The sequence below is a fragment of the Domibacillus mangrovi genome (assembly GCF_001906925.1).
Taxonomy (GTDB): Bacteria; Bacillota; Bacilli; order Bacillales; family Domibacillaceae; genus Domibacillus; species Domibacillus mangrovi.
In genome coordinates, this window is the sequence record NZ_MRWQ01000001.1 from 402,270 (window position 1) to 415,994 (window position 13,725).

The window sequence follows — 13,725 nt, forward strand, 5'->3', positions numbered from 1 at the left end:
TTCAAAATCCCCCTTTAAACGTCGATATATCAGGCCGCAAATACTTCAGCACTTGCAGCCGGTCAATGACAAGTTGATCCGCTTCATTAATAAAAGCGCATTCAGATTCTGTTATTTCTTCTTCGTCATAACGGTCAGGAGATCTTGTCAAATGATTACTGATGCGAAGTTGCGTTGGCATCATTTTCGCCGCTGTAATAACGGCCCTGTCGTTTCCATAGCATCCGGCATGCGCGACGCCTTTTAATGCACCCATCACATAAATACTTCCCCCAGCCTTAATCGTACCTCCCGGGTTTACATCCCCGACTAATAGCAGATTACCTGGCACTTCAAGAACTTGTCCCGAGCGTATCCGACCCGCATAAGAGACAATTTCTTCTTCTTCTTTCCAGCGCACCGCTTCATCAAGCGTTATCACATTTGATTTAATGTCCTCAACTACGAGGTGCTGACGCTTTCGAATAACATTTTTTAATATTTCTTTGTCTTCTTCTGTTACGTAACGATTACCAGTCTGCACCGTTACGGTAATAAGTGCATCCTGCCTATCATTCGTAACGGTATCCAGTTTTTCTACTAATTCTTCTATTAATTCATTATACGCACATTTATCATTTAATTGAAGAGTGAGGCCGTCTTTCGTGCCTTTAATAACTACATTTTGTCCCATTTTCATAGCTAGTTTCCACCTCTGTACGTCTCATTATTCGACAACACAATGCCAAGTTCCTTTTTTTAACGAGTTAGCCGAATATGTTTTTTAATTTTTGAAAGGCATTTCGGAGCGGAATGGCGAACAGAATATAATAGAGTGCGTTTAATGCAAGTGTTGGGTAGAGGCGCATAGAAACAAATGGTTCAAATGATACTTCTGTCCGCTGAACAAGCAGGTTCAATCCATACACAATCATTTCAAACAACGCAATGTCAAATAAGATAATAATGAAAAAAGTAATGAACGTGCTTTGCAGCCATTTCGTTAGTTTTGACGTAATATAGACAATTAACGGCAAGAAAAACAAATAGGCTCCGAGCAGCTCTGTATAAAACAGATCAAATAAAAAGCCAAATAAGAAGCCATATTTAATCGCCGCATTCCGGTCATAGAAGACCGACATAAATAAAAGCCCGATGATAAAGAAATGCGGTGCCGGTATGTATGCACCATCAAACGCATTTTCTGGGAAAAAGATCATAAAGATGCTGTCACTGTAAAAAAGTGCAATCATTAAAAGAGGAAGAAGTCCTTTTTTCACAGCCCTTCCTCCTCTATCAATACTTGCTGACGGCTCTCTTCTTTTGGAAGCACTTCCGTCATGGTACGTTTGGACACCATGACATGCTCAAGATCATAGAAGCTTGCTGCAGGTTCTACAAGTGCTGTTTGCGTTAAGCCAAATTCATCCGGCACAAGGTCCATTACTTTTCCAATGACAAGCCCTTTCGGAAACACGCCGCCGAGACCTGACGTTGTCACAAACTGTCCTTTTTCCACTTTTGCATCAGATGGGATTTTTGTCATTTTGAGCATTCTTTTCTCTTCATCATATCCTTCAATCAATCCGTAATTCGATTTATCCGATTGTATCAAAGCTGAGACACGATTTTGTGCGTCGTTTGCGGATAGCAGCTGCACAGTTGATGTGAATTTAGACGTACTTTTCACTTTCCCAACGAGGCCGCTTGCTGTCATGACAGCCATATCTGGTTCAATGCCATTTGATTCACCTTGATCGATCGTAATCAAGTCATACCAGCGATCAGGATTGCGGGCAATTACCGTTGCCTGTACCGGCTCGTAGTCTGCTAAACTTTCCTCTTTTTCAAGTAACTTTCGCAGTTCTACGTTATCCTTTTCTAAGCGGATAACATCGCTTTCCAACTGAGCTAATTTATCTAGGTTCGTTCGCAGTTTTTCATTTTCTTCGTATGTATTCCGCAAACGCCCGACATTGTCAAAAAACTCTTCTACTACACTAACTGGTTTCGATATAATGTTCTGTCCAAAGCCAGTCACATCTTTTACAAACTTTTCAGGCCATGTAATATTCCCTCGGTCGCGAATGGAAAAGCCGATCAATGCCACAAGAATAATGATGCTGCCGAGCAAAATGATCAAGCGCTTGTTTGTTAAAAATTGCGGCATGAATTCCACCTCAGTTTTCTAAGCATTCAAAACGGTGAGGCTGGTCCAGCGCACCAGAAAAAACCGGTTAGAACGCGCGGAGAACCCGCCTCACCGTCAATAAATTATTTGTTTTTAAATAAATGGATATGGTCTAGCGCAAGACCCGTTCCAATAGCTACACAGTCAAGCGGGTTTTCAGCGATAATCACTGGCATATTCGTTTCTTTACTGATCACTTTATCCAAGTTGCGAAGAAGTGCACCGCCGCCTGTTAAAACGATGCCGCGGTCCATAATGTCTGCCGCCAGTTCAGGGGGGGTTTTTTCAAGCGTGCTTTTCACCGTATCAACAATTGCATATACGGTATCTTTCAATGCATCTGCAATTTCCTTCGCCGTAATTTCAATTGTTTTCGGCAATCCTGTCAATAAATCACGGCCGCGAATTTCCAGATTCGGAATATCATCCGTATCACCTGCTGAGCCGATTTCCATCTTGATCATTTCTGATGTACGATCGCCGATTAACAAGTTGTATTGCTTGCGGATATATGCCACGATCGCATCATCCATCTCATCGCCGGCAATCCGAAGTGATTCACTTGTCACAATGCCGCCAAGTGAGATAATCGCCACTTCTGTTGTCCCACCGCCAATGTCCACAACCATACTGCCTGTCGGTTCCCATACAGGTAAATTCGCACCGATTGCTGCAGCAAATGGCTCTTCAATCGGATACGCATCACGCGCACCGGCCTGACGTGTCGCATCAATAACCGCACGTCTTTCAACCGCTGTAATCCCTGATGGTACGCACACCATAACATACGGCTTGCTTGAAAGAAAACTCGATGTGCCTTTTGTTGCCTGTTTAATGTAGTACTTAATCATCGTAGCAGTGGTTTCGTAATCAGCAATAACGCCGTCTTTCATCGGACGTGTGGCAATAATATTACCTGGCGTTCTTCCGATCATATTTCGCGCATCATTCCCAACGGCGACAATTTGCTTCGTGTCTGTCTGCAATGCGACAACGGATGGTTCACGAACGATGACGCCTTTTCCTTTCGCATAAACAAGTGTATTTGCAGTACCTAGGTCGATGCCTAAATCACGGCTCCCAATTCCAAACATGTAGTGTATCTCCCTTTCCTCAGCAGATCCTTTTTATCGTAATTAATTCTCTATGGATGGTTGTTAAATTGTATGAAAAGCGTCTCAAAAACCATAACTTATATTATAGCGGAACGAAAAAAAAAAGCATAGCGTTATAAATAACCTTTTTCTTTCAAACTCACATATTTCTTCTCTCCTATAATGAGATGATCAAGCACATCAACCCCTAGAATTTTGCCGCACTCAACAAGTCGTTTTGTGACATCGATATCCTCCCTGCTCGGTGCGGGGTTTTATCAATAGTAAATGTGACAAAAACCATGAAAATCAATACCCTTACTTTGAGGACATATATTTAATGTGTACTCTTCTATAGAACTTCTGATCAAAAATAATGTACATAACACCGTCCGTGAATATGGACGGTATTTGAAACTTAATAAGAAAGTTTGATCATTTCTGTAATCCTCTCTACATTATAGTACCCTTTAGTGAAGCAACATAATTTGATTTTTGTAACCACTGCTATATATTACCATAAAAATCCATATAATTTATTAAATTATTCTACTCAATAATTAAGTAAAAAGAGCTGACTCAACATTGGTCTTGTTGGTCAACTCTTGCTCACTTGTTCAATTTTCGCGCCCTTTTCTGGAGTAACTTAAGGACGATCACCTCATGCAGCAATCGTCCCCATTGTCGATCAATTCTTAATTTTTCTTGACATTAAATCCATCAACACTATTGTAAATGAAATTACTAATGGAGGTACTAGTGTTTCACCTAATGAATTTCCGAAATTCAAACCATTTATGTTTAAATAAGTACTGAAGTTTTTAAAAAGATATTGTATAAAACATATGCCTAAGAACAAAATGATAAACTTTAACATTCTTTTTTTATCTCAAACCACTTTAATTTTCCCAAATTAACCAAAGTCACAATGATGGAATAAAGAAAAAAAAGAAGGATAAATATTACATATCCAATCACAAAAGCATTTGCAATTGTATTATCCAAATCCATATACACAATGACAAGCGTTGTTATCGTACTTACAATAAAAAATGCATAAAAAACTATTGATGGCTTTATCGGAAATTTATTCATTCTTACACCTCAGTTAAGCATTATACATACCTTAAATTATCTCAGAATATTTTAACTATGTTCAATGGTAATTTACTCCTTATTTCATTAAACTGACCTTTAACTGATTAAAGATCTAATTAAGAAAAAATGGACTGCTGAAACAGTCCATCATTGTGCAATTCTCGCGCCCGTTTGTGCAATATTGATAATTTTTTATCTGAATAAATAGTGATTAAATAAAAAAGAGAAGCCGGCCATTCATTATCCATACTGTACTTAATACTCTTCTCTTTCATATAAAAAAGCCCCCTCTAAAAAGGGAACTTTTTCGCCTTAGCATATCAAAATCATTATGAACTCTGGACAAACCAGAAAATGGCCGCAACCATTAGTAACAAATACCCTAAAAACGACACATAAAAAGCCCTTTTAAGAACTGAGAACTTTCTTTTTGCTGTATTAGCCAAGAAGTAGTTCTGTTCTGTCATCTTTTCAGCTAAATCATCTAATGAGATTTCCTTCATCTCTTTAATATAAGCATCTTTACTCATTGCAGTAATATTGTCCCAAAAAATTAATCCCTTAGGAGCTTTGGCATTAGTTCTTGGAAACACTACTAATAAAGAAAATACAATAGCTAAAAGAAGCATCAAGCAACCAAAAAGGGAGAAAAAATGGATAGTTTCATAAATATCACTCGATATTTTCTTAAATAAAAGGTTAATGATTAATCCATTTACGGTAATTAACCCGGCTGCTTTTACATCAGCAAATTTAATCTGATCAATTAAATAATTGTGGTGGTGTTTAATAAAATCAACTTTTTCACTAAACATTTAGAACCTCTACCTCCGGAACCCCAAGTTCTTTCATTTCGCTTTTTTCATCGCTTACATATATACCGAAACGATCCTTCCCAATTAATTTACCCTGCGAATCATAAAATTTACATTCCATATAATGATGACCATTATATGCTGTACTTTGCCGACAAATACCTTTATTTTGGTATTTATCCATAACGTACTCCACCCTATCCTCAGCCGCCAGAGCTTCTTTTCCTCTGTTAATTACTTTCCATGTAATCTGACTAGGTTTTAATTGTGCAAGATGCTTTTTAAGAACTAATTTAAAAGTAAGGGATGCATCTTTTGAAATGGGCCTACTATTACTTTTATAAGGAACAATAGTTTTCAAATCCTCTGACACTTCACAAATAATCTCGAAATTCTCTGGTGAAGTAAACTTTAAACTTGTTTCCTTCGGTAAAAAGGCAAAGGATTTCAAATATTGTTGCCAATCAAAAACCCGCATTTGATAATAAGAGCTTGAGTTAGACACATTTAAAATATACTTATCCTCTTCTGTAATTCCATCCTTCGTAAATGTCTTTACTTTTATGAACTCGTCGGGCAAATCCAAGTAAGAGTAAACATTTTCTCCGATCATAATATTATTTTTAGCAGCTCTATTCTGTAATTTAGCTGCTAAATCTGTATGGATACTCGTTGAGGTGATTTCTTTTGTATAATCTAAGCCATAAGAAGACCACAAAACATGATGGTCATCCCCAATATCTATACCTATTCTTATTTTTAATGGCTCTAAGTCATTTTCTTTAAAAAACTCGCTTAATGTATATTTATTATAAGATTGCATCACAGAAGCTGCATTTAACGCATTAATAATGGCTTCAGATTTCTTCATCTCTTTGTGACCAAAATAGGCAAACACAGCATCTCCTTGTAATCGATGTATATGTCCATCAAATACCTGGAATATCTCAATAGCTGTCCTTAAAATGGCATTTTTATACAGACGCACAGTAGATAAAGGAAACTTCAAACCTAGTCTAGTGGAACCGGAAATATCCAAAAACAAAGAGCATATGTATTGATTTCTTGACTCTTCCTCTCCTAAATCCTCCATGTCTGGATGAGGACCAATCTTACTGGAAAAACATTGCCCCTCTTTTCCAAATAGATTCCTTAATCGTTCTTTACCAGGCCGTACAGCTTCAAGTTTTATATTAGCAGCCGCTTTTTCAAATACTTCATAATGTGACTCTTGTAACACTTCTTTAGGCATCTTTTGAGTAAACATATCATCTAATATATTTTTCAAATTATCCATTTTTATCCATATCCACCTTAATAAAAAGGAAAACGATTCCTTCAGTTTAGTTTTTTTTCAATTTTGATTATTAAGTCTATATAAATTGTACCATACCTTATTCAATTGGTTACATTGGTTTGAGTATAAACCTTCACAATCTCTTTTAAACTCTAACATAGATATCCAATTTTCTTTAAAGTGTTATTCCATATAATGGCCCTTTTCTGGAATAACACCGTCGGTGTTATTGATCAAACTTTTAAAAAAGATATACTGAGCTGAAGATAGTACCTCATCATTGAACTTCTATATGAAAGTAAGAAAACCATCATAAAAATATACGAAAAAGCTAAAACAACTTGCCATATAACTTTTGAACTTGATCTTTTAATTGCTTATTCTCTTCTTCCAATGCCTTAATACGGGTTTTTAAGGTCTTTACTAATACATCCTCGGAACGGATACTTTTACTTTGTTTACGGGGAATTAATTCACTAATTTGCTGCCCTCTTAATCTTTCTATTCTAGTCCTAATGTCTTCTTGTTTATAAAGCCATGACTTTGAAGCATTTGCTTTTTGTGAAACCGTATTAAAGTTAATTTTCTCATTTTTTAGTGCCATTTCTGAAATAGCCTTTTCAACTCTAATTCTTGTTTTTTCCGACTTCTCTTTTGATAGTTTAATTATGGCAGTTGTGCTATTTTTTCGTGTCATCCTAATTAGTCTCCTTTAACGAGTGAATAATCTGTTCTAGCCTGTTTTTAACACGTTCGTTAGTTTCAACCTGACGCTGCCATTGGTTCTGCCTAGCTCTATCTAATACCTGTTTAGTACGTTCTAAGTGTTGTTCATGTTCAATTAAAAACTGTTTGCTCGTACAAAAATTTGTACAATCTAAACAAGCATTCGCGTGAGGACAAGGTCCAGCAATCACTGGTAAACGACAGTAACCATTAGGAAGTGCTTGTGCATTGATATTCTTTTTAAACCATTGAAGATCTGTATTGTTAGCTTCACCCTCTTCTTCATTTAATTCCAGAATGCTACCGTTGTTCGTCACCAAGGTTTCTTTAAATTTTGTAAATTCTTTCTTTAGGGTCTCATCAAAAATGTGCGCATATCTCGCTGTCATTTCCGGAGATTCATGACCTAGGAACTTTTGTACAATATGCTGTGGTACTCCATTATTTATCATTCTAGTTCCAACTGTGTGCCGAAAGGCATGGGCGTGAAACCGAAAAACATTGCCTGTTTTATCGATTATCTTTTCTTCATAAGCCAATTCATTTAATTTAACTCTAAAGGTGTCTTGCTTCAATGGAGAGCCGTCTTTTCTTGGAAATACATATACACAATCATTATCAAAATTATCAGCTACTCTTTGCTCTTGAACTAGTATTAATGCTGCAATTTCTTTAGAAATAGGAATGATATGTTCTTTTTTCATCTTCCATTGATAATATTTCAAAAAACAATCTCCCTCTTTGTCTGTTATAACGCTCCCTTTTTTTAATGTACAAAGTTCACTGATACGCATTCCACATTCTTGTAATACCATAACCATTGTAGCTATATAAGGTTCCAATTTATCTAATTTCCGGTTTAATTGTTCAAGCACATGTTCATCGATATATCGTGGTTGTGCCTTCGGCACTTTAGGATAATCTTCTTGAAAAATTAATGTTTTAGAAGGGGAATCTACCCAGTCAAACCTCTTGATGGTGGAGAAAAAAACTTCTAAAGTAGATATTCTTCCAGTTACGGTACTAGGGCTTAAACCCTTTAAATTAATTTCAGTTAAATATAGTTCGATTTCTTTTCTGGTTAGTTGATTTATCTTTCGGATATTTTTAAAGTTTTTATATATGAAATTGAAGAACTCTTTTAGTTTTGAGGCTACATCACTAACATGCGAGAAGCTATGTGTATTTAATTTCAACTTACAAAAACGCTTAACCACTTCTTTAAAATAATCATTTTCAAAGCCCCTAAAATTGATTGTATATTCATAGGATGTTGGATTTACTTTATCTTCCGGTAATGAAAGATTCTTTCTATTCCAAACATCTTTGTCCCATTCTTCTCCATCGAAATAGAAATCTTCATAGAATTCCATAAATTGTTTCAGATTAGTAACATAATAAGAGTTCGCAAGAACAGGAGTTTTTTGTTGATTAATATCAAGTTTATAATTTGTAGTTGTTGTTCTTACTCCCTGTTCTGTTAAATAAGTTCGGTATTCCGTCAAAGCTTTTGCTATGGGAACTTCAGTTATAGACATAATGCCAGGGTATTTTAAATTTAAAAAACCCAACATTCGGCTTATCACCGTTCCTTTTCTGATCCAAACAGATTTTGCATTCCAAGTTCCATTATTTAAGTGAACATAATAAAAGTATTTTAATTCTGTTCTTAACCATATATTTTCGACTTTATCGAAATTCACCCATCGATTTCTTAATGATGGATTTTTACTTAATTCAACCGCACTAGGATGTGGACAGAGTCTTATATCCCATCTATCAGCTGCCCAAAACCCTTTTAACACGCTATTCATATCTGCTATTTTCTCACTAATAGCTGTACTAGTAATAAGCTTCCGATTAGTTGCTACGCTTGGTAATTTCATTAATATGTTCTCTCCCTCGTAGATACTTTTTATATTCATTTTTCATATCTTGATCGGAAAGATGAACATATGTATCAATTGTTGTTTGTACATGTGCATGGCCTAATCTCTTCTGTACATAAGCAGCATCCCAACCATTTCTAATCAGTTCAGTGGCGTGTGTATGACGTAACATATGGGCAGTGAAAGTAATCCCTGTCCGTTTTACTAAGCGCCTTATAAGGTCCAATACACTTTGATACTTTAGGGGATGACCAAAATAAGTATTTTTAAGATTTATAAATATATAATCATGCTCTAAATCTTCCCCGTACTCATGAACTAAGTAATCGGTATATAAGCCCATTAATTCCTTACTAACATCAATTGTCCGTTCTTTTTTTAGCTTAATATAAGCACCGTTTTCATTGTGGTCTCTTGGCGTGATATAAATCTTGTTATCCCATGTAGAAATATCTTCGATACGGAGGGATAACACCTCACCAATTCGAAGGCCACCCTCATACATAAGCATAATAAGTAACTTATCTCGTTTTGTATGACATGCATTTAATATCACTATAACTTGCTCATGCTCTAATGCTTTTACTAGTTTCTTTTTGACCCTGAGCTTTAAAACATTTTTTTTATAAGATTTGCCTTTATTTATATGATGAAGAAACCCCTTAAAGCTTCTTCCCCTTACCTCTTTAGACATTTCTATGGCTTTAAAATCTTCTGTCCGATTTAAATACTCTAAGAAACTAATTACAGCATTAAGTATGGAATTGACTGATGTTTCCTCTCTTTTAGCCTTCTTTGGTTTTAAATCAATTACTTTTACATCCCCTGTCGGATTTCTTAACCATCCTACAAAATTCGCTAATTCCTCAAATTGTAAGTCATCTAATTCAATCCTTTGTTGACTCATAAATTGATAGAACAGTTTAAGATGATAACTATATGTTTTAATCGTATTTGGAGCTTTACCCGTATTATCCAGGTACTTTATAAATTTCTTAACTGGTTCCACCACTTCAAAGTTTTTATCTAGCAATATGTATAATGGATATGGTTTGTCCTCCACCAATACTTTCTGAACCTTCATTTCTCCACCACCTTTAAATACTTTAACTACTATGAATATTACCTCTATATATTTAATAGTTATAGTTCTAAAATAAAAAAATCCTAAACTTTGAATACTTAGAGTACTCTAGTTTAGGATACTATGTTTAAAGGATCACCACTCGGGTGGTTATGCAAACAGACGATTGATGCTGCGGAACGTCTAAATGCTTCCTTGAACACTTCGCGCGGATGCACGATACTGGCATTTAAGCTGCCAATAAACAATGTTTGCTTATGCATGACCTGGTTTTTCGTATTTAAGTATAGACAAACGAAATGTTCTTGACTAAGAAAACGCATTTCTTCCATCATATAATTCGCTGCATCTTCAGGAGAACGAATCATAAACCGATCTTCATATTTCAATCGCCCGATTCGGCGGCCGATTTCGACAGCGGCCATCAATTGAATAGCCTTTGCGCTTCCGATTCCACGTATAGAGGTTATTTCTTCAAGAGAAGCATCTTTTAATAGACGCAGCCCTTCAAATTCGTTTAATATGCGGTTGGATAACTGCAGGACCGACTCTTCTTTCGTTCCTGTCCTGAGTAGGATAGCAAGGAGTTCGTGGGTGGATAAGCTTCGCGCCCCATTCGCGATCATTCGCTCACGCGGGCGGTCATGGGGTGGTACGTCTCTAATCATTATAGGCTTCGCTGGCAACTGTTGATCCTTTGTCATTCGTTCATTCTCCTTTCTCATTTAAGAAGAAAACGTGCCTGTTACGATTCCTAGACGTTTTAGATGGCGGTACAAAGAGGATATAGGGAGGCCAACAACAGTAAAATAGTCGCCTTGAATCGCTTTAACGAACAGCGCACCGGCTGATTGAATGCCGTAGCCACCCGCTTTATCAAACGGTTCGCCCGTCTCGATGTAGCTAGCTATTTCTTCCTCCGATAGATCCCAAAATTCAACATCTGTTTTTTCATGAAAAATGATTTGTTCATTTCGTGTCTTGATCGCGACGCCTGTATAGACAGAATGAATCGTACCAGACAGCGCAGTAATCATTGCGCGAGCCTCCACTGCATCTGCCGGTTTGCCAAGAATATGCCCGTTATGGACAACGACTGTGTCTGCACCGATCACAGCCGCATCTGGATAAAGGGCAAAAATTTCCTCTGCTTTACGGAGAGCGAGTTGTTCAACTGCATCCGACGGCATGGTTCCTTCTAAAATCGTTTCGTCCACATCAGCAGCATGGACAGTATACGGGATGAAAACTTGAGACAGCAGTTCTTTTCTACGGGGTGACGATGAAGCAAGAACGATATTGGTCAAAGAGGATCACCTTTCTGTTGGAGGATTGGGAGAATACGAATCCATCATATCAAATGTACGTAAATCCAACAATAATAACCTGCCTCTTTCGGCAGGTTATGGCGACATGGCTTCTTTTAATTGATCTAGTTTTTTCTGTGGGTCGATTTCTTCTGTCATCATTTTTTCAGCATTTTCTGTCATAGAAGCGGTCACGTCTTTCACATAAACAGCCGTTCCTTTTTCTTCTAACAGCGCCGCAGCACTTTTTGCTTCATCCGACGACGAAAACACACCGTAAAGAACCATGTATTGCCCTTCTGATGAAACATAGTTTGCCGGAATTTTCTTCGCTCTTGCGTTTCCAACACTTTTTTTCGCCGCTTCCTCTGTCGAAAAAAGACCTCCTTGAATCACTGAAAACGTTACGTCTACTCGTTTCGTTCCCTGTACTGGTACCTCTTGCACAGGTACCTCACTCACAGCAGCTGTTGGCGGTTTTTCCTCTTCCAAATTTACAGCGCGAATCATCGTCACGCCAAATAGTGTACCGGTAATCAGCGCGGATAAGACAATGGCCACTCCAGTAGCCGGCCGGATGATGGATTTCTTTTTTTCCGAGACAGCGGGCCCTTCTTCTCCTGGCATTTTCCAGACGAGAACATCACTGTTTGGCCTTGTCCAGTCCAGCTCGTCCATCTTCATCCCCCCATATTTATCCTGTAATAAGGCCCCGCTTTAAGATATCGAAAAGAAGGCTCCGTTTACGATAAATGAAGTTTCACTTTATTATATATACGATTTTCCCCCATAAAAAGAACAGAACGACAGGCGTTCTGTTCTTTTTTTATCTTATGTAATCCTATTCAATACACACTTGCTTTCACTCTTCAACTGTGATGAACGGGTCTTTTTTATTCGCTGGATCCGGTGTGTCAAATTCAGGTGTATCTTGCAGCAAATCAAGCAATTCTGGCATGTAGTACGCCGCAACTGTTATATTGTACGTAATCGGTTCTGCTTCACCAGCTAATTGTTGTGCTTCTTCCGGCCCTGTAAATGTAAGTTGCTCCACTTTTAACATGCGCATTTGATTTTCAAGCGTGTCAATGAACATGTCCATTTCTGCATACCCCGACGATTCAACGGTCATTTGTGCACGAATTTTGCGTATGCCTTTTGGAAGCACTTCTTCATGAACCAACTGTTTAGATGAATCTATCTCCTCTTTCGCTGCATCTGTCATCCTTTCATCCATTGATTTTTCCCCTGGCGCCGTCTCTCTATTTTCTAATTGAGCAATGTCTTCTTCCGGCGTCGTCGGGAGTGTTTCTTCTTCGCCTTCAGTAAACACAATCGCGGTAATTAAGCTGCTTGACAGCAATTCAGCTTTTTCAAAATCAAGCAAAAGTCTATCACTCATCGGTTTGACTGGTACTTTCTGTTGTAGCGTGCCTGTTGCAACAGATGGCCCGCTCACCGTCGATCCGGCCTGCTGCTCGAGTACCGCGATCAATTCTTCTTCTGACTGCAGCTGCTGATTCGTCGTCTTAATGTTGAAAGCAACTGGTCGATACAGGACAACATACATATAAGCAAACAGTACGATGGCAACAAGTAAAATGAGTACTGTATAAAGACGTGTTCTGCTCATTTATTTGCTTCCCTCCTGCGCTAATGTTTCATTGACCGCTTCCGTATTAAACACGATTTCATATTCAGCTGCGTAACGGGGCAGTACCTCCGTGGCATCCAAAATGGCTTGTTCATCTTCTTCGCCTTCTTCAATCGACGTATTCAATGTTAAAATTTTCGCTGAGTTAACCCATTTGGATGATTTCAGTTCACTTAAATAATAGGCCGCGTCACGGCTCGTATCAAATTGAATCGTGACGATCAGCGACTCCTCACTCGTATAGGACAGAGCTTGGAAAAAGCCTCGTTCTGGAAGCCGCTCAATTAAATGCGCTATGATCGGCGATACGGGCACTTTTATACGGTCTGCCCAAGCAATCGCCTCATTTAACATTTCAGCGCTGCTCGCAGCTGCTCCGCTGTTACCCGCAGCATTCATTTCAAGTGCTTCCCTTAGTTGTACGGCATTAGACAGCTGCTGTTCCACATTGTCAAGCTCTTTATTTTTCGTATACAAGACAAAAAAAGCACTGGCTGATGCCGTTATAAGCAGTGCAATGAAAAGGAAGATAAGGAACAATGGCACTCTTTTCTTCTCTTTTTGAGGCAATAAATTAATCTCAATTAACAT

The 13,725-nt window shown here is 37.9% G+C and carries 15 protein-coding genes and 2 pseudogenes; all 17 read right to left on the reverse strand.

What is annotated here, in order from left to right; genetic code table 11:
• Nucleotide 1 precedes the first annotated feature (1 nt).
• The gene (minC, locus tag BLL40_RS02065) at nucleotides 2-679 is read right to left on the reverse strand and encodes a septum site-determining protein MinC (protein ID WP_073710236.1); all 678 of its coding nucleotides are present in this window, start codon (nucleotides 677-679) and stop codon (nucleotides 2-4) included.
• A gap of 67 nt (nucleotides 680-746) precedes the next feature.
• Nucleotides 747-1,259: a rod shape-determining protein MreD gene (mreD, locus tag BLL40_RS02070; RefSeq protein ID WP_073710237.1), complete on the reverse strand. Its 513-nt coding sequence runs from the start codon at nucleotides 1,257-1,259 to the stop codon at nucleotides 747-749.
• Nucleotides 1,256-2,149, reverse strand: coding sequence for a rod shape-determining protein MreC (gene mreC / locus BLL40_RS02075; RefSeq protein ID WP_073710238.1), 894 nt, complete (start codon nucleotides 2,147-2,149; stop codon nucleotides 1,256-1,258). The genes mreD and mreC overlap by 4 nt, the downstream gene beginning before the upstream one ends.
• A gap of 104 nt (nucleotides 2,150-2,253) precedes the next feature.
• Complete coding sequence (locus BLL40_RS02080; RefSeq protein ID WP_073710239.1) at nucleotides 2,254-3,264, reverse strand: rod shape-determining protein; 1,011 nt, start codon at nucleotides 3,262-3,264, stop codon at nucleotides 2,254-2,256.
• Between the two features lie 134 nt (nucleotides 3,265-3,398).
• A pseudogene (locus BLL40_RS02085) lies at nucleotides 3,399-3,539 on the reverse strand (JAB domain-containing protein); the annotation flags it as partial.
• A gap of 595 nt (nucleotides 3,540-4,134) precedes the next feature.
• On the reverse strand, nucleotides 4,135-4,359 hold the full coding sequence (locus BLL40_RS17290; protein WP_073710240.1) for a hypothetical protein: 225 nt from the start codon (nucleotides 4,357-4,359) through the stop codon (nucleotides 4,135-4,137).
• A 119-nt stretch (nucleotides 4,360-4,478) separates the two neighbouring features.
• The gene (locus BLL40_RS17295; protein WP_159434176.1) at nucleotides 4,479-4,637 is read right to left on the reverse strand and encodes a hypothetical protein; all 159 of its coding nucleotides are present in this window, start codon (nucleotides 4,635-4,637) and stop codon (nucleotides 4,479-4,481) included.
• 54 nt (nucleotides 4,638-4,691) lie between these two features.
• Nucleotides 4,692-5,177: a Pycsar system effector family protein gene (locus tag BLL40_RS02095; RefSeq protein ID WP_073710241.1), complete on the reverse strand. Its 486-nt coding sequence runs from the start codon at nucleotides 5,175-5,177 to the stop codon at nucleotides 4,692-4,694.
• Nucleotides 5,170-6,474 carry a nucleotide-binding domain-containing protein gene (locus BLL40_RS02100; protein WP_073710242.1) on the reverse strand — a complete coding sequence of 435 codons (1,305 nt, stop codon included), beginning with the start codon at nucleotides 6,472-6,474 and terminating at the stop codon, nucleotides 5,170-5,172. Before BLL40_RS02100 ends, BLL40_RS02095 begins: the two co-directional genes overlap by 8 nt.
• A 331-nt stretch (nucleotides 6,475-6,805) precedes the next feature.
• Nucleotides 6,806-7,171, reverse strand: a complete 366-nt coding sequence (locus BLL40_RS02105) for a DUF6262 family protein (RefSeq protein ID WP_073710243.1) — start codon at nucleotides 7,169-7,171, stop codon at nucleotides 6,806-6,808.
• Between the two features lies 1 nt (nucleotide 7,172).
• Nucleotides 7,173-9,086, reverse strand: coding sequence for a tyrosine-type recombinase/integrase (locus BLL40_RS02110; protein ID WP_073710244.1), 1,914 nt, complete (start codon nucleotides 9,084-9,086; stop codon nucleotides 7,173-7,175).
• The gene (locus BLL40_RS02115) at nucleotides 9,061-10,173 is read right to left on the reverse strand and encodes a tyrosine-type recombinase/integrase (RefSeq protein ID WP_073710245.1); all 1,113 of its coding nucleotides are present in this window, start codon (nucleotides 10,171-10,173) and stop codon (nucleotides 9,061-9,063) included. The genes BLL40_RS02110 and BLL40_RS02115 overlap by 26 nt, the downstream gene beginning before the upstream one ends.
• A 131-nt stretch (nucleotides 10,174-10,304) precedes the next feature.
• Nucleotides 10,305-10,877: pseudogene (gene radC / locus BLL40_RS02120) on the reverse strand (RadC family protein); the annotation flags it as partial.
• Nucleotides 10,878-10,898: 21 nt separating this feature from the next.
• On the reverse strand, nucleotides 10,899-11,480 hold the full coding sequence (locus BLL40_RS02125) for a Maf family protein (RefSeq protein ID WP_073710247.1): 582 nt from the start codon (nucleotides 11,478-11,480) through the stop codon (nucleotides 10,899-10,901).
• Nucleotides 11,481-11,576: 96 nt separating this feature from the next.
• Entirely contained in the window at nucleotides 11,577-12,158 is a 582-nt protein-coding gene (locus tag BLL40_RS02130) for an SPOR domain-containing protein (RefSeq protein ID WP_073710248.1), read from the reverse strand.
• Between the two features lie 184 nt (nucleotides 12,159-12,342).
• Nucleotides 12,343-13,113: a hypothetical protein gene (locus tag BLL40_RS02135; protein ID WP_073710249.1), complete on the reverse strand. Its 771-nt coding sequence runs from the start codon at nucleotides 13,111-13,113 to the stop codon at nucleotides 12,343-12,345.
• A complete protein-coding gene (locus BLL40_RS02140; RefSeq protein WP_073710250.1) occupies nucleotides 13,114-13,725 on the reverse strand; it encodes a hypothetical protein in 612 nt (203 codons plus the stop codon).